The organism is Streptomyces hyaluromycini (assembly GCF_002217755.1).
GTDB classification, from domain to species: domain Bacteria; phylum Actinomycetota; class Actinomycetes; order Streptomycetales; family Streptomycetaceae; genus Streptomyces; species Streptomyces hyaluromycini.
This window is the reverse complement of record NZ_BCFL01000017.1, coordinates 489,662-514,876: the sequence shown is the minus strand read 5'-3', so window position 1 is coordinate 514,876 and position 25,215 is coordinate 489,662. Positions and strand designations below refer to the sequence as shown.

26 protein-coding genes and 2 pseudogenes are annotated in these 25,215 nt (G+C 71.5%); 12 read left to right on the top strand and 16 right to left on the bottom strand.

Annotation, left to right across the window (positions count from 1 at the left end):
* Window positions 1–89 precede the first annotated feature (89 nt).
* Complete coding sequence (locus SSP29_RS10255; protein WP_089100228.1) at window positions 90–749, top strand: peroxiredoxin-like family protein; 660 nt, start codon at window positions 90–92, stop codon at window positions 747–749.
* A gap of 4 nt (window positions 750–753) precedes the next feature.
* On the opposite strand, the pseudogene SSP29_RS55295 reads toward SSP29_RS10255, so the two are convergent.
* Window positions 754–1,116 (bottom strand): annotated as a pseudogene (locus SSP29_RS55295) (SAM-dependent methyltransferase); the annotation flags it as partial.
* 23 nt (window positions 1,117–1,139) lie between these two features.
* On the opposite strand from SSP29_RS55295, the gene SSP29_RS51470 reads away from it, so the two are divergent.
* A complete protein-coding gene (locus tag SSP29_RS51470; RefSeq protein WP_245883063.1) occupies window positions 1,140–1,310 on the top strand; it encodes a hypothetical protein in 171 nt (56 codons plus the stop codon).
* A 9-nt stretch (window positions 1,311–1,319) separates the two neighbouring features.
* On the opposite strand, the gene SSP29_RS10245 is transcribed toward SSP29_RS51470, so the two are convergent.
* The 10 genes and pseudogenes from SSP29_RS10245 to SSP29_RS10200 all read right to left on the bottom strand — a co-directional run bounded on the left by SSP29_RS10245 (window position 1,320) and on the right by SSP29_RS10200 (window position 12,687).
* Window positions 1,320–1,895, bottom strand: coding sequence for a TerD family protein (locus SSP29_RS10245; protein ID WP_089100227.1), 576 nt, complete (start codon window positions 1,893–1,895; stop codon window positions 1,320–1,322).
* Window positions 1,896–1,981: 86 nt separating this feature from the next.
* Window positions 1,982–2,218 (bottom strand): annotated as a pseudogene (locus tag SSP29_RS59605) (cation:proton antiporter domain-containing protein); the annotation flags it as partial.
* Between the two features lie 85 nt (window positions 2,219–2,303).
* Window positions 2,304–3,524, bottom strand: a complete 1,221-nt coding sequence (locus SSP29_RS10235) for a lactonase family protein (RefSeq protein WP_107436166.1) — start codon at window positions 3,522–3,524, stop codon at window positions 2,304–2,306.
* Window positions 3,525–3,653: 129 nt separating this feature from the next.
* A complete protein-coding gene (locus SSP29_RS10230) occupies window positions 3,654–4,931 on the bottom strand; it encodes a cation:proton antiporter (RefSeq protein WP_089100226.1) in 1,278 nt (425 codons plus the stop codon).
* Between the two features lie 13 nt (window positions 4,932–4,944).
* Window positions 4,945–6,354, bottom strand: coding sequence for a cytochrome P450 (locus SSP29_RS10225; protein ID WP_089100225.1), 1,410 nt, complete (start codon window positions 6,352–6,354; stop codon window positions 4,945–4,947).
* On the bottom strand, window positions 6,351–7,484 hold the full coding sequence (locus tag SSP29_RS10220; protein WP_089100745.1) for an alpha-hydroxy acid oxidase: 1,134 nt from the start codon (window positions 7,482–7,484) through the stop codon (window positions 6,351–6,353). The genes SSP29_RS10225 and SSP29_RS10220 overlap by 4 nt, the downstream gene beginning before the upstream one ends.
* 5 nt (window positions 7,485–7,489) lie before the next feature.
* Window positions 7,490–9,079, bottom strand: a complete 1,590-nt coding sequence (locus SSP29_RS10215) for an NAD(P)-binding domain-containing protein (protein ID WP_089100224.1) — start codon at window positions 9,077–9,079, stop codon at window positions 7,490–7,492.
* Between the two features lie 1,258 nt (window positions 9,080–10,337).
* The gene (locus SSP29_RS10210) at window positions 10,338–11,192 is read right to left on the bottom strand and encodes a phosphatase PAP2 family protein (RefSeq protein WP_089100223.1); all 855 of its coding nucleotides are present in this window, start codon (window positions 11,190–11,192) and stop codon (window positions 10,338–10,340) included.
* A complete protein-coding gene (locus SSP29_RS10205) occupies window positions 11,189–12,046 on the bottom strand; it encodes a VTC domain-containing protein (RefSeq protein ID WP_089100222.1) in 858 nt (285 codons plus the stop codon). Before SSP29_RS10205 ends, SSP29_RS10210 begins: the two co-directional genes overlap by 4 nt.
* Window positions 12,043–12,687, bottom strand: a complete 645-nt coding sequence (locus SSP29_RS10200) for a DUF4956 domain-containing protein (RefSeq protein WP_089100221.1) — start codon at window positions 12,685–12,687, stop codon at window positions 12,043–12,045. Before SSP29_RS10200 ends, SSP29_RS10205 begins: the two co-directional genes overlap by 4 nt.
* 151 nt (window positions 12,688–12,838) lie before the next feature.
* On the opposite strand from SSP29_RS10200, the gene SSP29_RS10195 reads away from it, so the two are divergent.
* The 3 genes from SSP29_RS10195 to SSP29_RS10185 are packed head-to-tail and all read left to right on the top strand — an operon-like array spanning window position 12,839 to window position 15,541.
* Entirely contained in the window at window positions 12,839–13,510 is a 672-nt protein-coding gene (locus SSP29_RS10195) for a response regulator transcription factor (RefSeq protein WP_089100220.1), read from the top strand.
* Window positions 13,507–14,883, top strand: a complete 1,377-nt coding sequence (locus SSP29_RS10190; protein WP_089100219.1) for a sensor histidine kinase — start codon at window positions 13,507–13,509, stop codon at window positions 14,881–14,883. Before SSP29_RS10195 ends, SSP29_RS10190 begins: the two co-directional genes overlap by 4 nt.
* A 37-nt stretch (window positions 14,884–14,920) precedes the next feature.
* The gene (locus SSP29_RS10185; protein WP_089100218.1) at window positions 14,921–15,541 is read left to right on the top strand and encodes a DedA family protein; all 621 of its coding nucleotides are present in this window, start codon (window positions 14,921–14,923) and stop codon (window positions 15,539–15,541) included.
* 13 nt (window positions 15,542–15,554) lie between these two features.
* Here the strand turns inward: SSP29_RS10185 and SSP29_RS10180 are convergent, their stop codons facing one another.
* The 3 genes from SSP29_RS10180 to SSP29_RS10170 form a co-directional block, all read right to left on the bottom strand.
* Window positions 15,555–16,709 carry an MFS transporter gene (locus tag SSP29_RS10180; protein ID WP_089100744.1) on the bottom strand — a complete coding sequence of 385 codons (1,155 nt, stop codon included), beginning with the start codon at window positions 16,707–16,709 and terminating at the stop codon, window positions 15,555–15,557.
* Window positions 16,710–16,735: 26 nt separating this feature from the next.
* Window positions 16,736–17,263, bottom strand: coding sequence for a Chromate resistance protein ChrB (locus SSP29_RS10175; RefSeq protein WP_089100217.1), 528 nt, complete (start codon window positions 17,261–17,263; stop codon window positions 16,736–16,738).
* 165 nt (window positions 17,264–17,428) lie between these two features.
* Window positions 17,429–18,373 (bottom strand): undecaprenyl-diphosphate phosphatase, encoded by a 945-nt coding sequence (locus SSP29_RS10170; protein WP_089100216.1) that lies wholly within the window; start codon window positions 18,371–18,373, stop codon window positions 17,429–17,431.
* Window positions 18,374–18,705: 332 nt separating this feature from the next.
* Here SSP29_RS10170 and SSP29_RS10165 point away from each other — a divergent pair, with 332 nt between their 5' ends.
* The 5 genes from SSP29_RS10165 to SSP29_RS61145 all read left to right on the top strand — a co-directional run bounded on the left by SSP29_RS10165 (window position 18,706) and on the right by SSP29_RS61145 (window position 21,921).
* A complete protein-coding gene (locus SSP29_RS10165) occupies window positions 18,706–19,095 on the top strand; it encodes a BlaI/MecI/CopY family transcriptional regulator (protein WP_089100215.1) in 390 nt (129 codons plus the stop codon).
* A 27-nt stretch (window positions 19,096–19,122) separates the two neighbouring features.
* Window positions 19,123–20,064 carry a M56 family metallopeptidase gene (locus SSP29_RS10160; RefSeq protein ID WP_089100214.1) on the top strand — a complete coding sequence of 314 codons (942 nt, stop codon included), beginning with the start codon at window positions 19,123–19,125 and terminating at the stop codon, window positions 20,062–20,064.
* A 174-nt stretch (window positions 20,065–20,238) separates the two neighbouring features.
* Window positions 20,239–20,682, top strand: coding sequence for a hypothetical protein (locus SSP29_RS10155; RefSeq protein WP_089100213.1), 444 nt, complete (start codon window positions 20,239–20,241; stop codon window positions 20,680–20,682).
* Between the two features lie 94 nt (window positions 20,683–20,776).
* Window positions 20,777–21,685 (top strand): DUF8832 domain-containing protein, encoded by a 909-nt coding sequence (locus SSP29_RS10150; RefSeq protein ID WP_089100212.1) that lies wholly within the window; start codon window positions 20,777–20,779, stop codon window positions 21,683–21,685.
* 146 nt (window positions 21,686–21,831) lie between these two features.
* Complete coding sequence (locus SSP29_RS61145; protein WP_167449909.1) at window positions 21,832–21,921, top strand: SHOCT domain-containing protein; 90 nt, start codon at window positions 21,832–21,834, stop codon at window positions 21,919–21,921.
* Between the two features lie 86 nt (window positions 21,922–22,007).
* Here SSP29_RS61145 and SSP29_RS10145 read toward each other — a convergent pair whose 3' ends face one another.
* Window positions 22,008–22,583 (bottom strand): TetR/AcrR family transcriptional regulator, encoded by a 576-nt coding sequence (locus SSP29_RS10145; RefSeq protein ID WP_089100211.1) that lies wholly within the window; start codon window positions 22,581–22,583, stop codon window positions 22,008–22,010.
* A gap of 148 nt (window positions 22,584–22,731) precedes the next feature.
* On the opposite strand from SSP29_RS10145, the gene SSP29_RS10140 reads away from it, so the two are divergent.
* Both SSP29_RS10140 and SSP29_RS10135 read left to right on the top strand, forming a co-directional pair.
* Window positions 22,732–23,349 (top strand): class I SAM-dependent methyltransferase, encoded by a 618-nt coding sequence (locus SSP29_RS10140; protein WP_089100210.1) that lies wholly within the window; start codon window positions 22,732–22,734, stop codon window positions 23,347–23,349.
* 14 nt (window positions 23,350–23,363) lie between these two features.
* Window positions 23,364–23,984, top strand: a complete 621-nt coding sequence (locus SSP29_RS10135; RefSeq protein WP_089100209.1) for a DUF2218 domain-containing protein — start codon at window positions 23,364–23,366, stop codon at window positions 23,982–23,984.
* Window positions 23,985–24,144: 160 nt separating this feature from the next.
* On the opposite strand, the gene SSP29_RS10130 is transcribed toward SSP29_RS10135, so the two are convergent.
* Window positions 24,145–25,131, bottom strand: a complete 987-nt coding sequence (locus SSP29_RS10130) for a tyrosinase family protein (RefSeq protein ID WP_218036899.1) — start codon at window positions 25,129–25,131, stop codon at window positions 24,145–24,147.
* Window positions 25,132–25,215: the final 84 nt, after the last annotated feature.

Genomic DNA, 25,215 nt, shown 5'->3' with positions numbered 1-25,215 from the left:
AACAGTTCCAAGATACCTGGCGCCGGCTGTCGCAGACCGCTAACTTGGAACGGTCGTTTCAAGTATCGCCCGAGTACGGGGAGACCGCCATGCACAGCGTCAACGCCGAACTGCGCGCGCTCAACGAAGTCCGACACCAGTACATCCCTGCCGAGATGCGGCAGGTCATGGACCGTGCGGGCCAGGAACTCGCCGACTCCGGACAGGCCCGACGCGCCCTCACCGTCGGCGACCGGGCCCCGCACTTCACGCTGCCTTCGGCGTCCGGTGCCACGAGGAATCTGGACGATCTGCTCGCCGAGGGTCCCGTCGTGCTCACCTTCTACCGCGGTGCCTGGTGCCCGTACTGCAACATCGCCCTGCGCGCCCTCCAGCAACACCACGTCGACATCACCGCACGCGGCGCCCGCCTCGTGGCCGTCTCCCCGCAGATCCCCGACGAATCCCTCTCCCTCGCCGAGAAGCACTCCCTCACGTTCGACGTCCTCAGCGACACAGGCTCCAACACCGCCAAGGAGTACGGCCTCGCCTTCGACCTCCCCGACGACCTCGCCGCCGTCTACGACAAGCTCGGCCTCGACCTCCAGCACGTCAACGGCGGTCACCCGCGCACGCTTCCCCTGCCCGCCACCTACGTGATCGACCACGACGGCACCATCCGCTGGGCGTTCGTCGACACCGACTACACCACCCGTGCCGAACCCGCAGACATTCTGGCCGCGTTGGATGCGCTCGCCGGAACTCGCTAGCGCATCACGGACACGCGGCGACCAGAAGATCGACCACGTAGGTCTCTTCCAGCAACTCGTCGGGGAAAGCCTGGCGAAGTCTCCCGCGCTCCTCCTTGAGGAAGGCACGGCGTTCGGTCTGGTCGAGGACGAGGAACGCCGAGCGGCTGCCGATGTTGGCGAGGTGTGTGTCGAGGGTGACCACGCGGTGCCAGCGGATTCGGCGGCGGGCAGCTCGCAACCCCGTCAGGCCCGCCAGCCGAATGGCCTCGCCGTCATCGGGACGTACCGCGGCACGCGCGGGGATGCCGCAATGGCGCGCGATGCGTTCGTGCTGGGCGCGGATCCACGGGACGTCGAAGGCGGTGGTGTTCCACCAGATCGCGAGTTCTGGAGATCGATCTCGGCGAGGTGACGTATCTCAGTCCGGACGGCTGCACTGCACTCTTCGTCGCGCTCCGTGCCGCTCGCGCCCACGACACCCGGCTGGTCGTCACGCACGCCGACGAGCGGGCCCGGTCGATCCTGGACCAGATCGGCCTTGCCCGCGTGCTGGCGGCCCAGCCGGGCAGCGACTCCTGATCGGCACTCTCAGACCGTCCCGGCCGGACGCTCCTCCGGGGTGTGTCCGCGGCGGGGCCGGGGCACGCTGCCCATCTCCAGGGTGAAGGGCACCGGGTCACTGTCGGATCCCCGGACCATCTCGTACATCTCCCACTCGCCCGGGCCGTCTCGGACGAACTCGGCCACGGTGGTGGCGGTGGAGTCGGCAACCTGTGTGAAGTCGTCCGCCAGCAGTTCGGTGTAGCGCTGGACGACCAGTACCCCGGCGTTGTGGATGTCGCCGAAGGTCCGGCGTCCGCCGTCCTGGTGGATGACCACTCCCACCACGACCCGGCCGTAGGCGGCCGCGAGGCGGTCGAACTCCAGCACCATCACCTCGACGTAACCGAACCCCTGGCCGGTCTGGCTGTGCCGGGTCATGTTGATCGTGCCGTCGGGTGACCGGCTGTCGTAGTGGACGATGTACACAGGCCGCCCGTAGGGGTCGTCCGCGGAGTAGGTCGCGGCGACGATGTCGAGATGCCGGGGCGGCTCCCCGTAGGGGCTAGGGTCCCATTTCAGGCGTACCTCGACCTTGCCGAGCCCCTCGCCGACACTGCTCACCGGATGTCGCCTCCCCGCGCCGGACCGCTGAGGACCCAGTCGGCCCCCACCCGTGAAGTATGGCCTGTGACCAGCGAATTGATGCTTCCCTGACGCCTTCCTCGCCGGACGGTCAGGACCAGCACGACGGGCAGGGCCGGGCCGTCGCCTGCGCCGCTCTCGGCGTTGAGCAGCTTGCGCGGCTTGGCCGGGACTTCCTTGCGGCCCACGATCGCCGTGGTGAACACCGGGTCGGTCGGTGCCGGCACCGCGCCCACCAGGAACGAGGTCGTCCAGTCCAGGCCCGCCGGCCACTGCGTCACCAGCGCCGTGAAGACGAACGCCGGCCGGTCACCGCTTGGGCGCGGACACGGCATGGCGCCCCGGACGGGAAACGTCCGGGGCGCCATGGCCGCGGTGGCCGCTTCTTTACACCGCGGCGATGCCTTCCATGCCGGACTCGGCGAAGGGAGGCAGTCCAGTGGTTGTGCCGATCTTGGTCAGCGAGCCGTTGCGGCCGATGCGGAAGCCGTCGACGGTGCCCGACGTCGCGTTCTGCACGTACAGGAACTTCTGGTCCTCGGTCACCGCCAGGTCGATGACACCCTGGGACCTGGCCGACGGTGGCGCGGCGATCCCGACGTCGTTGGTGAGCGTCAGTTCGCCGTGACGGTCCGTGCGGTAGCCGGTGACGGTCGAGTTTCCGGTGTTGCCGCCGTAGAAGAAGTCGCCGGCACGCTCCAGCCAGCACAGCGTGTCCTGGCCGTTGGGCAGGCTCTTCTGGACGACCACGAGAGTGCCGTCGGAGCGCACGTCGTACGTGCTGACCGTCGAATTCTTGGCCTCGGCCACCAGCATCCGGCCGGCCTTGTCGAAGGCGATCGCGAACGGCACGGCACCGGCCGAGTCGTTGACCACCGCCTGCCGCGCGGGCCGACCGTCCCGGGGCACCGGGAAGACCTCGACGGTGTTGGCGGACTTGGTGGTGACCACCAGTTCACGACCGCCGGGGGTGAACGCGACCTGGCCGGGTGAGCTGCTGAACAGCGGCACCTTCTTGTTGTCCAGCCCGAGCGAACGGTGTGCGTCCCGCAGCCGTTCCATGCCCTTGGGAGTGAGGCGGAACCCCTGGACGCTGCCCGTGCCACCCGCGTTCATGACGTACGCGATGGTGCCCGAGACGGCGATCGACGCGGGGAAGTCTCCGCCCGAGCTCATCACCCGGCGGCCCGTCAGCCTGTGGCCGTCGACGCGGAACGACGTCACGGTGCCGCTGCCGGCGTTGACCGCGAGCAGCAGTCCGGACCGGCGGTCGTAGACGAGTGAGCCCTGGGAGGCGAGCGAGTCGGTGGGCGCGTCGACCTGGTCGCCGCCCCTGCCCCCGGTCGGATAGCTGCCCGCGGTGGTCAGCCTGCCGTCCTGGCCGCGGCTGAAGACGTGGATGGTGTTGCCGTCGAGTTCGTTGCCCTGGACGAAGACCGCGTGGTCCGCCCCGACCTTCGTCGTGCCCGCGGAGCCGTGCCCGCGCTCGGCCTCGTCCGCAGAGGCGACCGTCACCGCCGTCACGCCCGCCACGGCGGCGAGGATTCCGGCCCCGATGACGGTCAGCCTGACCTGTAACGGAGACCTGCGCCTGCTGTGCCTGCTCATACGCGACTCCTCGGGCCTTCGCCCCCACCGGTCGGTGGGGGCGGGACCAGAGTCGTCCATGAGGTGAGCGGGGCAGAAGGGATTGGACAGCCACGTCAGCGCTTCGTAACAACTCCGCCTGTTCCAGGGTCAGTTCAGTGTCGGCACCGGCTCCTCGCCCTCGTGCGTCTCCGCGGCCGCCCGGGGCCTGGCGTCCCGGCGGTCCAGCAGGCTCAGCACCGGAACGGTCATGACCGTCGTGACCAGGGCGACGAGCACCAGCGCGGCGAACAGCTCCTCGCTGACGATGCCGGCCGCCAGCCCGATGTTGAGCGCGATCAGTTGCATGAGCCCGCGGGCGTTCATCAGGGTGCCGACCCGGGCGGCCACCGAGGCGGGTTCGCCGCGCAGCCGGGCGGCGGCCCAGCAACCGCCGCCCTTGCCGACCACCGCCAGGACGACCGCGGCCGCCCCGAACGCCATCACGGACGGGTCGGCGAACACGTCGAAGCGGGTGTTCAGGCCGGAGTAGGTGAAGAACATCGGTACGAACACCACCTGGGTCACGGACTGGGTGGTCCGCACCAGCCGTTCGGACGCCTCGCCGCGAGGCATGGCCATCCCGAGGCAGAACGCCCCGAACACCGCGTACAGACCGATGATGTCGGTGAACCAGGCGGCGCAGAACAACATGGCGACGGTGAACAGGAGCCTGGTGTCGGCGCCCAGACCCGGCCGGTTCACGATCCAGCCCAGCAGGCGGCGTCCCAGCAGGAACAGTACGGCCACGAACAGCACGGAGCCGCCGACGGCCTTCAGGACGGGCTCCACCTTGCCGGAGGCCACGCTCAGCACCCCGGCGAGCATGATCCAGGCGACGGCGTCGTCGGTGGCCCCGGACGCCAGAGCGAGCGAGCCGAACCGGGAACCGGCCAGCCCGCGTTCGGTGATGATCCGGGCGAGCATCGGGAAAGCGGTGATCGACAGGGCGACACTGACGAACGCGGCCGTCACCCAGACCGAGACCCCGTCGACGAAGATGCCGACGTGACCGTGGGCGACGAGGGTCAACCCCGCGCCCAGCACCAGCGGGATCGCCACGCCGGCCGAGGAGACCACGACGGCGGTGCCCGCCAGGCCGCGTTCGGCGTGTGCCCTGAACTCGTATCCGGCGCCGAACATCAGGGTCACCAGCCCGATCTGACCGGCCACGTACAGCGCCGGTTTGAGTTCCGGTGGGAAGACGTCGGCGGAGATGCCCGGGGCGACCAGTCCGAACAGCGACGGGCCCAGCATCACCCCGGCGATCATCTCGCCGACCACGGGCGGCTGGCCGAAGCGGCCGGCCACCAGTGAGACCAGACGGCACGTCAGCAGAATGACGACGACGGCCAGGAAGAAGGCGGGAGCGAGCTCCACAGGAGTCATGGTCCCGTTCCTCTCAACGTCCGACGGTGACGGAGGCGGCGGGGCCTCCGGAGGAGGCGGCGAAGTAGTTCCGGCACAGGCCCTGGCGCCGGGCGTCCCACACCATGAAGCTGCCGAGGACGAGTTGGGTGAGGCTGCGCGGGACCGTCGCCCAGCGGTCCGCGACGCGCATCGCCGCGAGCCGGGTCCGTCTGCGGGCCGGGCTCCCGGCCGCCGCACCACTGCGCGGGACGAGCAGGCAGGGGCCGCGGCTGGGCAGCGAGCGGGTGTGTTCCACCGAGGACTCCAGCCGGAAGCCGCGCAGCACCTCCTCGGCGGCGACCCGCATGGTGAGGATGGCGAATCCACGCGCCGGGCACGGCCGGTTGGCGGTCACCCCGAACGGGATGAAGGCGGACGGCCGGGTGTCGGACTCCAGCCAGCGGTCCGGGTCGAACGAGTCGCCTCCGGACCCCTGGTACTCGGGGTAGTTGAACAACAGGACGGAGCCGGCCGGGATGGGGCCCTGCCCGTCCCGGGGGATCTCCCCGGAGGTGATCCGGTGGGCCACGCCGAAGAGCGGGAAGTGCCGCAGCGTCTCGTTGATGACCCGGTCCAGGAAGTCCGGGTCCTCCGCACCGGTCAGCAGTCGGTCCTGGACCGGCCGGTGGGTGGCGAGGGCGAGCAGCAGATGGGCCATCGCCTCCGACATCTGCACCACGGCGGTGTTGAAGAACGTGCCCTGCAGGTAGTACGCCTGCTCCCGCGCGGTGAGCGAGGACGGCAGCGGCACGGGCGGGGGGTCGTGCGCCAGCCGGGCCCGCAGGTACTCCGTGAGCCGGGCGCGCCGGTCCATGTGCCTGAGGCCGGTGCACTTCAGGGCGTTCACCACGTCGTCCGCGTTCCCGGTGATCAGGTCCCGGACGGGTCGCGGGCACGGCTCCCGGAAGACCACCTCGTAGTAGACCTCGGCCCAGACGGGCATCATCAGGTCCCGCAGTCTGACCCCGTGCACGCCGCGGGCCGGGCGGGCGTCGAGTTCGCCGAGCACCCGGCGGGTGCAACGGCCGACCAGCTCCGTCCACTGCGCACGCGACAGCCCGGCCAGGATCTGCCGTGTGGTCCTGGCCACGTCGTCGTAGCGCGGCCCGGGTTCCAGGTGCTCCTGGTGCACCTCCGGGCCGGGTGACAGCCAGTACCAGAACAGGTCGGACAGCGCGGCGCCCCGGCTGCGGCCGTTCGCCGCGGGATGCCCGTACACCCTCTTGAACTCCGCGGCGGGCACCTCCCGGCCGGGCGCCCGGACACCCTCCTCGCCACCCACCCGGGCGAAGATGCGCACGCGCAGCGCGACCACCGCCCTGGGCAGCCAGTACGGCAGACCGGCCACGAGGGCCACGGCCGCGCCCGCGACGAGCCAGACGAGCCATCCGGTGGCACTCACGCGACCACCCCGCCGAACCGGTGGTCCGCCCCCGGCGGCACGGCGGAACCCGGCACCGGGCCCCACCCGGGCACCCGGACCAGATCGGGCGTCAGGTCGGCGAGTCCGGACGCCCCGCACAGGGCCAGGGTGTCGTCGAGTTCGTCCCGCAGCAGTTCGAGGAGACGCCGTACGCCCTTCTCGCCGCCCTCGGCCAGGGCCCACATCACAGGTCGGCCGATGCCCACGGCGGACGCGCCGAGCGCCAGCGCCTTGACCACGTCGGTGCCGCGCCGGACGCCTCCGTCCAGCACGACCGGAATGCGGCCCGCGACGGCGGCGAGGATCTCGGGCAGCAGCTCCAACGTGGCGGGTACGGTGTCGAGTTGGCGTCCGCCGTGGTTGGACAGCAGCAGCCCGTCGACGCCGTGCCGGACCGCGAGCCGGGCGTCCTCGGGGTGCAGGACGCCCTTGAGCAGGACGGGCAGCGAGGTGGTGCGGCGCAGCCAGTCGACGTGGTCCCAGTTCAGCTCCGGGGACATGGCGATCTGGCGTACGTGGCCGCGCTCGCCGTCGCGCAGGTCCACCAGGTTCTCGCAGCGCAGGCCGGGCGGCAGGTCGTGGAAGCCGTTGCGCCGGTTGCGTTCGCCCGCGCCCAGCACCGGGGAGTCCACGGTCACCACCAGCGCGGTGCACCCCGCGTCGCCGGCCCGCCGGACCAGTGCCTCGGTGATCTCCAGGTCGGGCTGGATGTAGAGCTGGAACCACAGGGGTACGTCGCCGCCGGCCGCGCGGGCCGCGTCCGCGATCTCGCCCACTGCCACCGTGGACGCCATGGACACGATCATGATGGCGCCGGCGGCGGCCGCGGCCCGGGCGGTCGCCACCTCCCCGTCCGGATGCACGAGTTTGTGGAAGGCGGTCGGGGAGAGCAGGATCGGCAGCCGTGCCCGGCTGCCGAGCAGATCGGTGCCCAACTCCCGTACGGCGCTGCCCCGCAGCACCCGGGGCAGGAGTTGCAGCCGCCCGAACGCCGCTTGGTTGGCCCGTACGGTGATCTCGTCCCGTGCCCCGCCGGCGATGAAGTCGGCGTACACGGGGTCCAGTTCGGCGCGCGCCGCGGTCTCGAAGTCGTGGACGGTGTACTGCACGCCGCTCACCGCCCGGCGGGGCTCGGCCGACGGGCCTGCGCACCGGCGAAGAACTCGGCCAGCGGGGCGTGGTGGACGTCCGGAGCGTCCCAGTGGTTCTCCAGGTTCTCGGCCATGTGGTGGGTACTGAGGAGCTCGCCGCCGCTGTGGTGCCGGATCACCGGGTGGAGGTACGCCGCGTCGAAGGCGTCGTCGACCGAGTTCTGGGCGGTGCGGCGCACGGTGATGTCGAAGGGGTCGACCTTGTCGTGGTCCGGGCCGTACTCCAGCGTCACGGTGAAGTAGTCGCCGTTCTCAATGAGTTGGCGTCCATGGGCGTACGCGACCGGCACCTCCTCGTGGTAGCGGGCCGGTTCGCCGGGCGGCGCGACGATCAGGTCCCCGATCACACCGAACTGCTGCCAGAGCGCCGAACTGCGGTTGACCCTGGCCACCACGGCGTCCGCCAGCGCGGACGGGGACGTGTCCAGCGGGCGGTACGGCCAGGGCCGGTCGTGGTGGCGCTCGTCGAGGATGCGGCCGAGGGCACGTACGGCGTACCGGAAACCGTGGATGAAGCCACCGGTGGACTTCTTGAAGTCGCGCTGCTGCATCAGCGTTCCGGCGAAGTAGAGGCCGGGCACGTTCACCGACTCGTACGCCGGGGAGAGGGCGGCGAAGCGGTCGTCGATGACCAGCGCGGGACGGCACCCGGGGTCGAACACCGAGGCGTCGAAGCGGAATCCGGTGCAGACGATCACCCGGTCGTAGCGCAGCTCCTTCACGACCTCGTCGGCCCGGGAGAAGCTGAAGCGGACCCGGTACATGCCGTCCGGGCCCTTCTCGATCGAGAGGACGTTGCCGTCCAACAGGGCGTTCTGCGACTTGAGTTGGTAGGTGTCCAGGAAGTTGTTGTTCACCGCGCGGAGATGGCCGACGTAGTGGCTGTTCCAGGCCATGCGGACGGAGTGCGGGCCGGCGACATGGATGACGGCGGCGGTCTCGACAAGGTTGTCAGCGGTCTCCAAGGCGGAGTTGCCCTTGCCGATGATCAGGACGCGCCGGTCGGTGAAGTCCTCGGGGTCCACGGAGACGACGGAGTAGTCCTCGGCGGTCTCGATCCCGGGGATGTCCGGGGTGTTGGGCCGGGTGAGCCCGGTGGCCATCACCAGGCGTCGGGCGTGATGCTCCTGCCCGAGCTGGTCGGTGACGGTGAAGCCGTCGTCGTCGCGCCGGATCCGTACCGCCCGGGTGTCGTACGCGATCTCCAGCTTGAACGCCTCGGCGAAGTCGGCGAGATAGCGCACCAGATCGTCGGCGTGCGGAAAGTAACGCTTGCTGTAGCGGGTGAACAGCAGCCGGTCGTCCGGGGACAGCAGGGAGTTCCAGTCCATCCGGAGGTTCAGCTCGGGATCGTCGGTGCCGTTGTGCACCTTGTTGATGGAGATCAGCTTGCGGTGGCGGGGGAACGTACGGAAGAAGGTGCCTGGTGCCCGGCCGCTCTCCAGGATCCGGTATCCGTGTCCGGCCGCCTGGAGTAACTGCCCGAGCTGGAGGCCCGCGGGGCCGCCGCCGACGACGAGGTAGTCGACAGGCTCGCTGTCCGTGGAGTTCATGGATCACTCTTTCCGCTTCGGGCGGGGCCCGCCCGAAGGCTGGTGGGGGGTGAGAGCCGGGAGGGTCCGGTCGAGCGGTGGCTCATGGCGGCCGGGCGCGGTCGCGGTTCCGTACGGGGCACGTCGCAGGCCGAAGTGCGATGGCAGTGGGCACCCGAGTGGCTGCGGCCCGGAAGGTCCGGCCGATGCCGGGGCGCGCGACGCGGTGAAAGGACCGGCTGAACGGGGCTGGGCTGCGGGAAATGCGAGGACGTCACCCGCGGTCGGCATCAACCGCGGCGAGGCCGGCCGAAACGGCCGTGCTCAGTGGCCGGGCGGAGCGGTTCGGGAAGCAAGCGCAGCCGGAGACGGTGCAGCCTGGTAGTGCTCTGGCAGGGGCATGGCAGACCCTTCCATCGGATTCCCTGTGAAATCTCAATGGGAACCGTAGTGACGGTCGGGAGGAACGGGCAACTGCGGTATGAGTGATGACAGGAATTCGACAGGTGCCCCGAGTGTCCGGCCGGCCCGGTCCCGCGCCCCGGCCGAGACCCGTAGTTCCCATGTGCTCCCGCAACGGCACCGGCCGGGCAAGGCTCGCTTTCAGAGGCCACATGCACTTCAGCTCCCGAAAGGCGCTCACCCGCACCTCCGAGCCGGCGGCGTGCCCATAGCGTGCCCTGGAGACCGGTCAGTCACGGTCGACAGCGGTGTGATCCCGACTTCGCGGACGCCGTGCCGGAGTACATACGACCAGCTCAGGAGCCTCCCGGCTCTTCAAGCGACGTCGCTCCCCAAGCTGAGAGTGCGAGTTCGATTCTCGTCACCCGCTCCAGAGAGAAACCCCAGGTCGGCGACCTGGGGTTTTGTTGTTGTCTAGTCCAATTCGAGGGTGGCGTGCCCTAAGTCGACGATTGGTCGGCGCTTTCTGGCGCTCCAGCCGCAAAGAGTCTCAAGGCGCTGGGCGCGACAGCCTGGCAGCGGCTGGTCGCGGCAGCCGGCGGTGCGGACAAGGTCGCCGCCTTCTGCGCCGAGCAGCTGACGGGGGCGTTGGCCAAGCCGAGCCACTCGACCGGTTCGGGCAAGTCCGGCAAGAGTGCCGCGAACTCCACCGACGGCACGGCACGGCGGGCGACACCGGCGCCTCCGGCAACGCGTCTGCCAACAGCCAGGCGAACGGCGGGCAGGGCAACGGCAAGGACAAGTAGCGTGGTGCGGGGCCGAGAGTATGGGTGTCCTCCCGTCGCCTCGGCCGACCAGGGTCTGTCCTTGCGCCGGGTCAGTGTCCGCTGACGGCGAGTTCGTAGTCGCCGATCAGGTCGCCCAGCAGCGTGCCGGCGGTGAGGTCGCTGGTGACGTGGCCTGCCATGTAGAGGCGGGAGTAGAGGACTTCGTCCTGCATCCACCGGTAGTCCGCGGCGCGGTGCGGGGACAGGGCGCTGAGGAAGGTGACGGCCGCGGCGGAGCGGGTCGCGTGCCGGGAGGGGTAGGAGTAGGGGCCCTTGGCGCCGGGCGTGATGTGCTTGTCCGGGCGCAGGGTCGGGTCGAGGACGAACGGGGCCGGCTGCTTGTCCTTGGCCGCCAGTTGGTCGCTGATCGTCTTGGCCAGTTTCAGAGCCGCTTTCAGCTCGGCCTTCTCGGTCTTGCCGCGCGCGGCAGGGATCAGTTCACGCTGGTCGTGGAGGTAGAGCTGCCAGACGTCCTTCTTGCCGTGCAGCTCCAGCCAGGTCGCGGCCTTCTTCCCCGCCGCGGTACGGGTCTTGGCGAGGGCCTGGTCCTGGCGGAGTTCGGCGGTGCGCTGCTTCGCCGACGGCGGGGCCGGGACCTGCTGCGCCGCCCAGGCGGTGAACGCCGTGTCGTCGCGGGTGGTGCCGTGGGCCTTCTGCCATTGGGCGAAGAGGGTGTCGGCCTTCGCGCGCTGGGCGTCGGCCGCCTTGCCGATCGCTGCGATCTCGGCGTCGGTGAAGAGCGTGGGCGGCGGGTCCTGCTTGATCAGGTCCGTCGCGCTCGGGTTCTTCACCGCGGAGGTGACGGCCGTGACCAACTGCGGTCGCAGGGTGCTGACGGCCACGGCCGCGAGGGCGAGCAGTGCGATCAGCGGGTAGCGCCATTTGATGCCGCGCAGGACGTTCATGCGGCGGGGGTCCTTTCGGGAAGCGGTGCCGAGGGCTGTGCCGGGTGCGCCTCAGTGGTGAAGTGGGCGCGGGCGAGACGGCGTACGTCGTGGTCGGGCAGGCCCGGGGTGAGCAGGGACTGGCCGATGACGTACTTGCTGAGAGATACCGGCCGGACCCCCATGCCGAGCAGCAGGCGGTCGGCGAGGGCGGGGCGCGCTCCGCCCTTGGTCTCGATCAGGACGTGCCCGGGGTCGAGCGCGGCGGTCCGGCCGTCCCGACGGCAGCTGAGGGTGGAGTCGAGGGTGACGCGGCTGCCGTGGCGGAGGTCGGCGAGGGCCGCGCGGACGTAGCGGACCTCTACGCGGACCTCCACGGCAGCGGACAGCTCCTTGACCGTGACAGGGACACCGGCCTGCGCCAGCACCGACTCGACGAACTCGGCCGCGGGGCCGGACAGTTCGCCGTACTCGGCGGTCGGGACCCGCAGGGCGTGCTTGACCGTGGCGCCGCGGCCGTCCTTCGTCTTCACCTCCACCCGGCACAGGCCGTCCTCGGCATACAGGCGGGTGCGGACCTTCCAGCGCCGCCGTCGCTGCTGGACGTGGGCGCGCCAGGCGCCCAGTTCCGGGGTGTCGAAGTACGTACTGAGGTAGTTCGTCGTACGACGGCCCTCGCCCAGGTCGAGGACGTGGTGGCTGTCGGCGAGGCGGGCGACGAGGCGGCGGGCCCGGTCGCGCGGGACCAGGTACTTGCGGTCGACGCGGTGCTGGAGCGCCGCCGCCGCGTCCACCTCGGCGAGGGTCGCGCCGCGCAGCTCCGCCAGACCCAGCCGGGCCGCGAGGGGCGTGGTGAGGGGCGGGGCGACGGTCATGGCGCCATCACCGGCTCGCGCGGCTCGGAGTCCGTGGCGACGGCCCGCTCGGCGGGGTAACGGGCGGAGACCCGGGTGGTCTCACGGACGTAGTCGACCTCGTCCACGAGCACCGACAGCGGCGCCTGACCGAAGCGGAAGGCCACGTCGGCGGCGATCACGGCGGGATCTGGGTAGATCCGGTCGAGGGTGAGTTTCACGGTCCGGGTCGGCGGCTCGTACGACGTGGGGTCGTCGACCACGAGGACGGCGATGAGCACCACCACGTCCAGCGCGACCACGAGCCAGGTCTGCCGCTGCGGCAGGCCCGTGCACAGGGCGATCACCAGGCTGACGAAGGTGTAGGCGACGTCCCGGAGGGTGAACGCCGCGCTGCGCAGCCGGACCAGGGAGAGGATGCCGAAGAGCCCGAACCCGACCCCGGCCGGGAACTTGCCGGCGCTGATCGTGCTCATCGCGGCGAACAGGCCGGTGTTCAGCGCGGCCAGCACCAGCGGCATCGCGGGCACGCTGGGCCGGCGCCGGTAGAGCCAGCCGACCAGGAGCAGCAGGGCGAGGACGTCGAGACCGCCGCGGGTCATCAGATCGGTGACCGTGAGGTGGTCGGTGATGCCCTTGGCGGCGAGCACCGATGCGTGCATGGGGGTCCCTTCCGTCACGGCACGTCGGACGGGGACCGGTCGCGGTCCGCGGAGCACCGCGACCTGAAGGACGGTAGGGATGTCACATGAACAGACCATGAAGCCTTCCCGGTGGCCGAGAAGGGTCCGGCGCGCGGTTAGCCTGACCGGCATGCACTGCCTGGTCGTCGACGACGAGTCCCGCCTGACCGATCTGGTCGTCCGCTACCTGACCGAGTCCGGCCACACCGCCGAAGGCCGCTACGACGGGCCCTCCGGCCTCGCCGCCGCCCGCGATCCGCGCCTGGACGCCGTACTGCTGGACGTGATGCTGCCCGGCATGGACGGTGTCGAGGTGTGCCGGACGCTGCGCGGCGAGGGCATCGACGTCCCCGTGATCCTGCTCACCGCGCGTGGTGCGATCAGCGAGCGGGTGGCCGGGCTCGACGCCGGCGCCGACGACTACGTGGTCAAGCCGTTCGCGATGGAGGAGCTGCTGGCCCGGCTGCGGGCGATATCCCGGCGGCGCCCCGAGCACTCCGGGCGTCTGCAGGTCGGCGACCTCGTCCTCGACCCCGAGCAGCAGCGGGCCTGGCGGGCGGACGCCGAACTGGAGCTGTCCCGGCGGGAGTTCGATGTACTGCGGGTGCTGATGGAGAACGCCGGGTGCGTGGTCACCCGCCTCCAGTTGCTCGACGAGGTCTGGGACGGCGAGACCGACCTGCGCAGCAACGCCATCGACGTGCACGTCTCCAAGGTGCGCGGCAAGGTCGACCGGGCCTTCGGCCGTACGACGATCACGACCCTGCGCGGACGCGGCTACCGCCTGGAGACCGCCCCGTGAGCCGTCCTGCCGGGCGGTCGTGGCCGTGGTTCCGGCGGCTGCCCGTCGTCGCCCGTCTGGTGCTGGCGGTCGCCGTCACCATGTCCCTGGTGCTGGCGGGCGCGGCGGGCCTGGTCTACTGGCGGGTCCAGGCCGCCCTGGACCGGCAGCTGAACGACGACCTGACCACGTACCAGCGCAGCCTCGATCAGGCCGTACGGGCCGAAGGACAGCTCCCGCCCGGCCCCAGCGGCAGCCTCCGGCAGGTCCTCGACGCACAGGGCCGGGTCCTGGTCTCCAGCGATGCCCTCCACGACCGGTCGCTGCTGACCCCGGCCGAGGTGGGCGCCGCCGCGCACGGAGCCACCGTCCGGCGTGACGTCGGCTCCCTGCTGCCGATCACCTCGGACACCCTGCGGCTGCAGGCCAGGCGCGTCACAGCCGGCGGGCAGGGCCGGATCGTGGTCGCCGCCGTCCGGCGCGGGCACCGCGACGAGGCGCTGCGCGAACTCCTCGCCCAGCTGGCCCTCGCCTCCGGCCTGACCCTGATCGCGGCCTCCTACGTCGGCTACCGCACCGCGCGCGCCGCCCTGCGTCCCGTCGAGCGCTACCGCGTCGGTGCCGCCGGTCTCGCGGACGGCGCCCAGAACCTGCGCCTGGACGTGCCCGCCGACCGCGACGACGAGATCACCCGGCTCGGCCACACCCTCAACCAGATGCTCGACCGCCTGGCGGCGTCCGCGGAACGCGAGCGCCGGTTCGTCGCGGACGCCAGTCACGAACTGCGCACCCCGCTGACCCTGATGCGCGCCGAACTCGACGTCGCCCTGCACCGTCCCCGCTCCGCCGGCGAACTCACCGAGACCCTCCGTTCGGTGGACACCGAGGTCCAGCGCCTGATCGAGCTCTCCAACGCACTGCTGGACCTGGAGGAACTCGGCACCGCCCAGCACCTCAGCCGGGCTCCCACCGACCTCGCCGACCTCGTCGGCGCCGCCGTCGCCCCCCATCGGCGCACCGCCGAGCGGGAGGGGCGGGCCGTGACCGTCGACGCCGCCCGCGCGATCATCGACGTCGACGATCGCTGGCTGCGGCCCGCCATCGGCAACCTGGTCGACAACGCCCTCCGGCACGGCACCGGGACCGTCCGCCTCACGGCCGCCGTCCACGAGGACAGGCTGCGGCTGTGCGTCACGGACGAGGGGAGCGGCTTCCCGCCGGAGTTCCTGCCCCGGGCGTTCGACCGCTTCGCCCGCGCCGAGGCCAGCCGCACCGGCGAGGGCTCCGGCCTGGGGCTCGCCTTCGTCCAGGCGGTGGCCACCGCCCACGGCGGCACCGCACACGCCGAGAACACCGAGCACGGGGTCAGCGTCGTCCTCGCCCTGCCCTGCTGACCGGCACACGGGTTCGGTGGCCGCGTACGGTGGTGGCATGGCGCCGCCTCTTCCGGGCCCGCTGGCCCACCTGGCCCCGCTGCTCACCCACTACGGCTACTGGGCCGTCGGCGGTGTCGTCCTCGTGGAGGACTTCGGCGTCCCCGCGCCCGGAGAGACCATCCTGATCGCCGCCGGGATCTACGCGGGGGCAGGAGATCTGAACATCGTGGCCGTGGCGGTCATCGCGTTCGCCGCCGCCGTCGTCGGGGACAACATCGGCTATCTGATCGGCCACACCGGCGGACGGGCCTTCGTGCACCGCTGGGGCCGCTACGTGTTCCTGACGCCGCGGCGCTTCCAGGCCGCCGAGGAGTTCTTCACCCGCCACGGCGGCAAGATCGTCACCGTCGCCCGTTTCGTCGAGGGACTGCGCCAGGTCAACGGTATCGTCGCGGGCACCAGCGGCATGCCCTGGCGTCGCTTCCTCGTCTTCAACGCCCTCGGCGCCGCGCTGTGGGTCGGCCTGTGGGCGAGCCTGGCCTATGTGGCGGGCACCCACATCACCGCCCTCTACGACGAGATCAGCCGCTACCAGCTCTACGCACTCATCGCCCTCGGCGCCCTGGTCGCCGCCCTCGTCCTGCGGCACGTACTGCGCCGCCGGCACCAGGACTGACGCCGAGGGCTGTTCACGTCTCGGGTTCGGATACGGCCGACACCCGGCGACGACGCACGAGCGCGACCACCGCGCCCAGCCCGATCAGGGCGGCCAGTGCCCCGTAGCCGTAGGTCAGGGTGGCGAGCGAGGCGACGGTGGCGACGAGCAGCGGGCCGCCCGCGTCGCCGAGTTCGCGGCCGAGTTCGGCGGCACCCATGGTCTGGCCGAGGCGCTCCGTGGGTGTGCTCGCGGCCAGGGCGGCGAAGCCGAGCGGGGTGATCAGGCCCGTACCGGCGCCGGTCAGGACGGCGGCGGAGAGGATGCCGGCGAGACCGGGCAGCATGGCGCAGGCCAGGCCGGCGGCGGTGAGCAGCAGCCCGGCGGTGAGGCCGGCGCGGGTCGTCAGCCGCCCCGCGTCCAGAGCACGCCCGGCGCGCGGCTGGACCAGCGCGGCGGTCGCGGCGAGCACCGACACGGCGGCACCGGTGGCGACCGTGCCCAGCCCCGCCGCCCGGCCGGACACCGGCAGGAACCCGACCCCGACCGACAGAGCCGCGGTGGCGGCGGCCAGTGCGGCGGTCGGGGCGAGGAACACCGGGTCGGTGAGGCGGCGGGCCAGGTCGAGGAGCGTCTGCCGGGCCTTGGGAAGCGGCGGTACGACGGGGACGGCGAGCCCGGCCCAGATGGCGACCGCCACGCCGAGCACCGCCAGTACGGCGAAGAGCAGGCGCAGTCCCCCGGCCCAGACCAGGACCCCGCCGAGCAGCGGACCGAGGGTGTAGCCGATCGACTTGTAGAAGCCGTAACTGCCGAAGGCCCGGCCGTGCTTGGCGGCCGGGTTGAGCCGGGCCACCAGGGCCGAGGCGGACGGGGAGAAGGCGGAGGCCGCGGCTCCCTGGCCGAGGCGGGCGGCCCAGAGCCAGCCGGGGCTGTCGGCGAGGACGTACAGCGCGGAGGCGAGGGCGAAGGCGACCAGGCCGCCGAGCAGGACAGGACGTGCGCCGATCCGGTCGGCGAGGGTGCCGAACACCGGCTTCAGGACCACCTCGGCGCCGTCGTACAGCGCGAGCAGGCCGCCCAGCACCAGCAGCGAGGTGACCGCGTCCGCGCTGTGGCCGCCGAGGTTGGCGGCGATGCCGTGCGCGCCGAAGGCAGTGGTGAACCCGGCCGCGTACAGCGGCCACATCTGCCGGGCCGGAGCGGGCCGCGCGGTCACCGGTCCCCCTCCAGGGTCTGGTGCAGTGCGGCGAAGACGCGTTCTGCGTAGTCCTCGCAGGCGGTGGTGCACTGCCTGAGCCGTTCGCCGGCCTCGGCCGCCTCCGGAGCTCCGAACACGTCGCGTGCGGTCAGGTCACGGTGCCAGCGCCGCAACCGCTCCAGCGACTGCTCCTCTTCCTCCAGCTCGGCCAGCGTGAACTTGGCGATACGGATCTCCTTGGCCAGCTCCGCCTCGAACTTGCCGCAGTCCGCGAGGAACTCCGCCCAGTCCGCGGACCGCGCGGCCGTGAACATCGCCTGGAAGCGGGCCGCGTCCTCAGGCCCGCGTCCGGACGCGGTCAGGGCCACCGCCTGTCCGCCCGCCTGCTCCGTGAGCACGATCGCCCGGCTGACACCGCCGGCGAAGACCGGCACGTCCGGAACAGCCCACACGCCCTGCCCCAGCGAGAGCGCGCCGATCCTGCGCAGCTCCCGCCAGACCCCCACCCGGTGCCGCGACGGCTCCGCAGGCAGCTTCACCACGAGAACGAGCCACTGCCCCGTTGCCGCCTGCTTAGGACGTGCGGGACTGGCTGGGCTTGCTTGACTGGCTGGACACAGAGGGAAATGTAACGCCTGTTACCTGTCGCTGAGTAGCAGTGCCCGGGACAGCGGCGGGTACGGCACCGCCGCCGCCTGCCCGGGCCGTCAGGCGAACTGGACGATGCTGGCGACCCCGGCCACCAGGCAGTACACGGCGAACGGGGTGAGCGTGCGCGTGGTGAAGTACCGGGACAGAAAGCGCACGGCGGCGTACGCGGCGATCGCGGCGGTGAAGAAGCCGACGATCACCTGGCCGTGGATGTGCGCGGCCGCGGGCCCGGCGAGGCTCGGCAGCTTGAGGAGGCCGGCGGCCAGGATGACCGGGGTGGCCAGCAGGAACGAGAACTTGGCGGCATCCTCGTGGTCCAGGCCGCGCAGCAGCCCGCCGACCATGGTGATGCCCGACCGGCTGATCCCGGCCAGCAGCGCCAGGGTCTGGAACAGGCCGATGACGCCCGCCTCCCGGTAGCTGAGGGTGTCCAGTCGCCGGCTCGCGGACTCCGCGGGGATGCCGGCTTCGAGGGCCGCCCCGGGACCGGCGCTCACCACGGCCGTCCGGGCGGCTGCCTGCCGGGCCTCCGAGCCGCGCCGCAGCCGTTCTCCGACCAGCAGGATCAGCCCGTTGACGGTGAGGAACACCGCGGCCGCCAGCGGCTTGGCGAACAAGGTGCGGAAGGTGTGCTCCAGGGCCAGTCCGGTGAGGCCGACCGGGATGGTGGCCACGATCAGCAACCAGGCGAGGCGTTCCGTCGAGGTCTCGACCCTGCGGGTACGGACGGTGGTGACAAGGGCGCGGACGATGCGGACCCAGTCCTTGCGGTAGAAGACCAGCAGGGCCGCCGCGGTCGCCACGTGCAGGGCGACGATGAAGGCCAGGTACGGGGAGCCCTCGGAGTCTCCGGTGGCGTTCTCGGTGACCAGATGGCCCCAGGAGCCGCCGATCCAGGCGGGCACCAGCACGGAATGGCCGAGGCTGGAGACCGGGAAGAGCTCGGTCACGCCTTGCAGGGCGCCGATGACGACGGCCTGGATATAGGACAGTTCGGTCACGAGGACTCCTCGTCGGGCATCGGGAGCGAGAGGGAGCTGCGGGCCTGGTGAGGGCGCGTCCGCAGGAAGCATACTTTTACACGCGTGTGGGAGTAGGGAATGTAGAGGCCCGGGAGCCGGCGCCGCAACCCGCGCAGGCGAACCCCATGCCTGGTGGCCACCGACGCCACGGATCGACCTCTTCGGCCCTGACCTGCGCATCTCCCGTGCGCGTGACCTCGGGGAGTGCCCCGGGGTGTGGGTGCATGGCAGACTCGGGGCGCGAGTGAGGTTTTACACGCGCGTAGGAGCCTGTTGGGTTACGGAAGACGAACGGGAGTACGGCACACCCCATGAGCGACACCGCACGCGGCCGGAGCCCCAAGCGGGCCAACGGTGCCCGCGAGGCCGAGATCCTCGACCACCTCCAGCAGGCCGACACCGCGCTGACCCCCGGCGAGGTGGCGGAACGTCTGGGCGGCGAGCTGACCTACAACAGCGTCGTCACGATCCTCACCCGCATGCACGCCAAGGGGCTCCTGACCCGTACCCCCCGTGGCAGGGCGTACGCCTACGCCCCCGTCACCGACGACGCCGGCTTCGCCGCCCGCCGTATGCACACCGTGCTGGAGGAACGCCCCGACCGCGAAGCCGTCCTCGCCCGCTTCGCCGACACCCTCTCCGACACGGACGCCGACCTGCTGCGTCAACTGCTCGCCGCCGAGCAGGACAGTGACCGGTAGAAGCGACCGGTAGAAGGGCCCGACCCGATGCGCATCGCCGTCTACCTGCCGCTGCTGCTCTCCCTCGTCGCGCCGCTCGCCGCGCGGCCCCTGTCCGAACGCTGCGAACCCCGCCTCGCCACCTGGCTGCTCACCGGCCTGTCCCTGGTCCTGGGCACGGCGAGCACGACCGCCCTCGGCCTCCTGGCCGTCACCGGCCTGCTCCGCATCCCCCAACTCGCCGGCCTCGGCCACTGGTCGGCCCTCTCCGCCCGGCACCACGACCCGGCCCGGCTCCCCGTCGCGCTCGTCGCGGGTCTGCTGCTCGGCTGCGCCCTGTTCACCGCCGGCCGCATGCTCTGGCGGCGCGCCCGCACCCTGGCGGCCGCCACCCTGGACGCCGCCTGCATGCCCGCACGGGACGGCACGGTCGTCGTGGAGGACGACGTCCCCGATGCCTACGCGCTGCCCGGACTCCCCGGCCGCGTGGTGGTCTCCACCGGCATGCTGCACACCCTGGACGACACCGAGCACGACATCCTGCTCGCCCACGAGCGGGCCCACCTGAGCGCCCACCACTACGTGTTCGTCGGCCTCGCTCAGTTCGGCGCCGCCGCCAACCCGCTGCTGCGCCCGTTGGCCGCCGCCGTCACGTACACCATCGAACGCTGGGCCGACGAGAGCGCGGCCGGTGTCACCGGCGACCGCAGGCGGGTCGCCCGCACGGTCGGCAAGGCCGCCCTCGCCGCCCACGGGACCCCGGCCCTCGGCCGTCCCGCGGGCGCCGCCCTCGGCATCCTCGGCCGCCGCGCACCGCTCGCCAAGGCCGGTCCGGTACCCCGCCGCGTCGCCGCGCTCCTCGCCCCACCCCTCGGACGCCACCCGGCACTCACCGCCGCGACCGCCGTCATCCTGACCTCCGTGACACTCGCCACGGCCGAAGCCGCCCACGACCTCCACCTGCTGCTGAAGAGCGTCGGCGCCGGATAGAGCCAGGCGATGGCCGGAGAGAGCCATGCCGTCCCGACAGAGGATCGCCGGCACGGCCATGTGAGGCCGAGGCGTCGAGGACTGCACTGAGCTGCGTCGGCACCCGGCCGTCTCCCCCTGTCGGCTCCGCTTCCCGCATTCCCTGTACTGCGCCCGCCGTAAGGTGTAGCCGTGATGGTCACGCAGCCCGCCCCCGGCACGGCCGGGGCCCGCCACCGCCGAGTGGTGCGGCCCGCCGTGCTGGTCGCCGTGCTGCTCGGGCTGTTCCTCATGCACGGCGGCCCGGCCGCGGCCGACGGCGGCTGCCACGGGTCCATGTCCGAGATGGCGGCCGTGCAACCTGCGCTCGCCGCGATGGCCCCGCACGGCTCCGGCCACGCCGAGGCGGCGCAGGAGAAAGCCGCCGAGCACGCGGACGAGGCCATGCAGGGCGCGTTGTGTCTGGCCACCACGCCCCGCTCCGAGACGCCACTGCCTCCCCTCACCGCGGTCGCCTTCGTTCTCCCGGCCGCACTTCTGCTGCCGTGGGTCCGGCGAGCGTACGGCGACGGCCGTCGCCGGGGGCCACCGGCCGACGGGCGTGACCTCCTGCTCCAGGTGTGCATCGCACGGACGTGACAGGACCTCCGGGCTCCGGCTCAGCGCCGCGGCCCGGCACAGGTCTCACGTTCACCCGCGCCAGATCACGGCGCCCACCTGGAAAGACACACCCATGTCCAAGCGTCTCCGGACGACTCGCCATGCCCTCGCGGCAGCCACCGCTGTCCTCACGCCGGCGCTCGCCGCCTGCGGCGCCGGCACCGGCTCGGACCACACCTCCGGCATGCCCGGCATGAACCACAGCGGCACACCGTCCGCCTCGGCCGGCGCCATGGCGTCGATGCCCGGTATGGCCGGTGCCGCCACCGGCAACGGCCTGGCCGCCGCGAAGGACGGCTACCGGATGACCTCCACGGCCGGCAGCCTCCCCGCCGGCAAGGCGACCGACTACCGCTTCACCATCACCGGCCCGGACGGCAACCCGGTCACCGACTTCGCCGTCGACCAGACCAAGCGGATGCACTTCTACGCCGTCCGCACCGACCTCACCGGCTTCCAGCACCTGCACCCGACCATCGCCGAGGACGGCACGTGGACCGCACCGCTGGCGGCGCTACAGTCGGGAACCTGGCGGTTGTACGCCTCCTTCACCCCGGAAAGCGGCACCGGCAAGGGCAAGGACTTCGTCCTCAGTCGCACCGTGAAGGTCTCCGGCATGGCGATGACCACCTCCCTGCCCAAGGCGTCCGGCACCACCGCCGTCGACGGCTACACCGTGACGGTGAAGGGCGACCTGATGGCAGGCATGGCCCACCAGCTCACCGCCACCGTCTCCAAGGACGGCAAGCCGGTCACCGACCTCCAGCCCTACCTGGACACCTACGCCCACCTGACCGCCTTCCACGAGGGCGACCTCGCCTTCGCCCACCTCCACCCGGAGACCAAGGTCGACGGTGACCACGGCGGCCCGGCGCTGACCTTCCACGCCGAGTTCGCCCAGTCCGGAAACTGGCGGCTGTTCCTGCAGTTCCAGACCGGCGGCACGCTCCACACCGCGGCCCTCACCCTGCACGTCGGCTGATCACCCGCTGACTGCCCGGCCCGTCCGCCCTGCCGGGGACGGGCCGGGCGGTCAGCACCAGCGTGGGCTGGTGCCCGCGGTGACAAAGACCGGCAGAGCCGGGAACAACCGATCACGTTCCGCACCAACGCGAGACCCCGGAGCAGATCCTCGACCGTCGCTATGCCTCGGGAGAGATCGACACCGACACGTACGCAGAGGCCCGCGAACAACTCGCCGCGCACCGGCCGAAGTGACGGCGACCGCACTCCGTCACCGCTGGACGCCGGTTGCCGCGCTCTGCCCGTAGCGGGTCCGTAACGCCTGCCTCCCGCTGCCACCCTCAGTGGCCCGGACGCAGCCCGTCCACCGTGACCAGGACGAGCCTGCGTACCGCGTCCTCGGAATCCAGACCGCTCGCCGCCCCGAGGGCGTGCAGACAGAAGCCGGCCAGCTCGTCCGGAGCCACGTCGTCGCGCACCTCGCCGGACGCCACACCCTCGGAGAGCAGGCCGCGGATGAACCCGCGCAGATGCTGCTCGGCGTGCGCGACGTGCTCCCCGCGGTGCAGCAAGGCGCCGATCTCCGCATCGTGGCCGTGGCGTCGCTGCTGGATGCGGGCGTAGGCGTCGAGCACGGCGATGAGCCGCTCGCCCGGGGTGCCGGGCCGGCCGCGCAACGCGGCGAGCTCTTGCAGATGGCCGGAGATCTGGCGCTCGTGCCACGCCGTCATGATCGATTCGACGTCCGGGAAGTACTTGTACAGCGTGGCCCGGCCGATCCCGGTCCCCTCGGCGATCCGCGACATCGTCACCCCGCGCAGCCCGTGCTCGGCCACCAACCCCGCGGTGACCTCCAGCACCGCGTCCCGTACCGCGCGGCGGTGTTCCTCGATCGTCTCGTTCCACAGCTTCGGCACCCGTGCAGTGTACGAGACGCCCTACTCGATACATCATGACTTGACGGAGACACTGTGTCTCGATAAATCTGGCGGAGTCAGCCACCCGACGGACCCGAACTCCTGCGAGGACGAGGTTCCGTCCGCCCGGAACGGAAGGAACGAACCCATGGCAGCCTCGCCCCACGGCCCGGGCACAGCCGCTCCGCGTTCACCCGACGACCTGTACGCCACCCCGCCTCCCTGGGACATCGGCCGCCCCCAGCCGGTGTTCGCCGCCCTCGCCGCGTCCGGTGCCTTCCGGGGCCGGGTGCTGGACGCAGGGTGCGGAACCGGCGAGCACACGCTCCTGGCCGCCCGTCTCGGCCTCGACGCCACCGGCATCGACCTCGCCGCCCGCGCCCTGCGTACCGCACGGGACAAGGCACGGGAGCGGGGTCACACGGCACGGTTCCTGCTCCACGACGCCCGCGAACTGGCCGTACTCGCCGAGGGGTTCGACACCGTCCTGGACTGCGGCCTCTTCCACGCCTTCGGCGACGAGGACCGCGCCGCGTACGTCGACGGCCTCCGTACCCTGCTGCGCCCGAGCGGGCGCTGCTTCATCCTCTGCATCAGCGACCGGGAACCCGGCGCCTGGGGTCCGCTGCACAAGGTGAGCAGGGCTCGGGTAGAAGCCGCCTTCGCGGACGGCTGGCAGATCGACTCCGTCGAGCCGTCCGCCATCGACATCACCGCCGACCCCGGCCATGTCGAGGCGTGGCTCATCACCGTCACCCGGACCTGACCCCGAGGATCACCATGCCCATCGCCGAAGCCCACGTCCCGACCGACCGTCCGAGCCGGTATCTCGTCCAGCTCTGCAAGCACTTCAGCAACAAGGGCCGCCACCTGGGACACCGCCCGCGCAGCCACCACAACGGTGCTGACGAAACGGCCTCCGCCGCGCGTCACAAGCCACTCGACATCGCCCCGGATCAGATCCGCGTCGAGTGGTCCGACACCCACGGCAGGGTCACCCTGCCCACGGGCGAGTGCGAACTCCGGGCCGCCGAGGGCGAACTCGTCCTACGGGTCGAGACCGACACCGATGAAGATCTCCGCAAACTGCAGGATCTCCTCACCACGCACATCGGCCGATTCGGCAGGCGGGACGAGCTGCGCGTGGAGTGGCAGGAGTCCACGGTGGCCGACCTCCCGTCCACCACGGGCTCGGCGACCGCGCGGCCCAGCCGTCTGGGGTGGGCAGGACTCGCGGCGCTCGTCGCTGTCGCCCTGGCCGTGCATCTGGGCCTGGCCGACGCGCTGCTGACCTCCTCGGACTGGACGTCCTGGGTCCTTGGCACGGTCCTGGTCGTGATGGTGTTCAAACTCGCCGCCGTCCTGGTCGTAGGCCACCGACTGCACCGACGGGGCCGGTGACGTGCCTGAAGGTCGCGCCGGGCCGCAGCCTTCCCTCCTGCTGGGCCGATCGGACCAACGGGGGAGTTCTCAGCCCCCTCTCGACAAAGAGGGGGCTGGAACTTGTCTGGTGTGGTTGGGGCGGTCGGTGGCAACGCCGGCCCGGACTCCCCGATGTGCCCTACGCGGGCAGGAGAGTCCTGACAGCTTGCCGAACGGCAGGGTCCTCAAGCAGGTGCCGCAGGTCGTCCAGCTTCTTCCCGGTGGCCGCGCCGTTCCCGACCGGCGGGATCGTGTCGTACTGGGGTGGTGTGACCACGCTGAGATCGAGGTAGTTCTTCTCCTCCTCCTCGAACTCCGGCGCCGACCAGGGCCGCATCCTCCCCGAGCCGTCCCAGGGGCCGAGCCGGCGCGCGAACCACATCGGGTCCTCGGGGTCGGCGGCACCGTAGACGGTCCGGGGATCGAAGCGGGTCACGGGGTCGGCGTGCTGCCACATGGCGTAGAGGCGATCGACGTTCGAGTGGAGCAGGAAGACGAACGGATCGCGGAACGACGTGTGGGGTTCGCCGATGGTGCCGCCGATGTAGCCGTGGGCGTCGTTGTGGCTGCCTTCGAGCTTGAGCCGCATGGTGTGGTAATCGGGGGCGGCGATGATCTCCGCGTCCTTGAAGGCGAGTTGGGGCACGCCGTCCGTCATGTCCCGGGTGAGGGCGCGCGGTGGGTCGAAGGGGTTGGCGTGTTCCGGGGCGAAGACGTTGTCGTCGCGGTAGGGGTCGGCCGTCGGGTTGTAGAAGCCGGCGCTGAGCCAGGGCTCTCCGGCGTCCCCTTTCTTCGAACCCATCACGGTGGGCGTGAACAGCGCGCTGGGGTCGGTCGTCCAGTTCCAGTAGTGCAGCGACAACCGCGGGTCGACGGACCGGATCAACTGCTCGAAGCGGTTGCAGAGTTCCCGGTGCCAGGGAACGAACTCCGGGCCGCCGTGGACATGCGTGGCCTGATGGATCTCGTCCTGCTTGAACCACAGGCTGACACCGCCGACGGGGAAGTCGTCCCTGACCCCCGGGTACTTGCGGTTCTGTAGTCCCTTGATGGCGTTGATGAATGCGGTCAGTTCGTCCTCGTCGACCTGAGCAATGTCGCGGCGGATGCCGTCGCCTTTGATCATGGTCATCCCTTCCGGCTGATGGGCCCGGCGAGCGGAGCGCAGCGCAAGCTCGTCGGCCACGAGGGGGATACCGGACATCGAACG

What these genes read in the sequence shown, in the direction of transcription:
- SSP29_RS10210 (WP_089100223.1), bottom strand. Translation starts at nt 11,192, where the DNA reads ATGAACGTCCTGCGCGGCATCAAATGGCGCTACCCGCTGATCGCACTG.
- SSP29_RS10155 (WP_089100213.1), top strand. Translation starts at nt 20,239, where the DNA reads ATGGTCACGCAGCCCGCCCCCGGCACGGCCGGGGCCCGCCACCGCCGA.
- SSP29_RS10215 (WP_089100224.1), bottom strand. Translation starts at nt 9,079, where the DNA reads ATGAACTCCACGGACAGCGAGCCTGTCGACTACCTCGTCGTCGGCGGC.
- SSP29_RS10165 (WP_089100215.1), top strand. Translation starts at nt 18,706, where the DNA reads ATGAGCGACACCGCACGCGGCCGGAGCCCCAAGCGGGCCAACGGTGCC.
- SSP29_RS10130 (WP_218036899.1), bottom strand. Translation starts at nt 25,131, where the DNA reads ATGATCAAAGGCGACGGCATCCGCCGCGACATTGCTCAGGTCGACGAG.
- SSP29_RS10140 (WP_089100210.1), top strand. Translation starts at nt 22,732, where the DNA reads ATGGCAGCCTCGCCCCACGGCCCGGGCACAGCCGCTCCGCGTTCACCC.
- SSP29_RS10255 (WP_089100228.1), top strand. Translation starts at nt 90, where the DNA reads ATGCACAGCGTCAACGCCGAACTGCGCGCGCTCAACGAAGTCCGACAC.
- SSP29_RS10230 (WP_089100226.1), bottom strand. Translation starts at nt 4,931, where the DNA reads ATGACTCCTGTGGAGCTCGCTCCCGCCTTCTTCCTGGCCGTCGTCGTC.
- SSP29_RS10150 (WP_089100212.1), top strand. Translation starts at nt 20,777, where the DNA reads ATGTCCAAGCGTCTCCGGACGACTCGCCATGCCCTCGCGGCAGCCACC.
- SSP29_RS10195 (WP_089100220.1), top strand. Translation starts at nt 12,839, where the DNA reads ATGCACTGCCTGGTCGTCGACGACGAGTCCCGCCTGACCGATCTGGTC.
- SSP29_RS10185 (WP_089100218.1), top strand. Translation starts at nt 14,921, where the DNA reads ATGGCGCCGCCTCTTCCGGGCCCGCTGGCCCACCTGGCCCCGCTGCTC.
- SSP29_RS10180 (WP_089100744.1), bottom strand. Translation starts at nt 16,709, where the DNA reads ATGTGGCCGCTGTACGCGGCCGGGTTCACCACTGCCTTCGGCGCGCAC.
- SSP29_RS10135 (WP_089100209.1), top strand. Translation starts at nt 23,364, where the DNA reads ATGCCCATCGCCGAAGCCCACGTCCCGACCGACCGTCCGAGCCGGTAT.
- SSP29_RS10160 (WP_089100214.1), top strand. Translation starts at nt 19,123, where the DNA reads ATGCGCATCGCCGTCTACCTGCCGCTGCTGCTCTCCCTCGTCGCGCCG.
- SSP29_RS10235 (WP_107436166.1), bottom strand. Translation starts at nt 3,524, where the DNA reads ATGAGCAGGCACAGCAGGCGCAGGTCTCCGTTACAGGTCAGGCTGACC.
- SSP29_RS10205 (WP_089100222.1), bottom strand. Translation starts at nt 12,046, where the DNA reads ATGACCGTCGCCCCGCCCCTCACCACGCCCCTCGCGGCCCGGCTGGGT.
- SSP29_RS10200 (WP_089100221.1), bottom strand. Translation starts at nt 12,687, where the DNA reads ATGCACGCATCGGTGCTCGCCGCCAAGGGCATCACCGACCACCTCACG.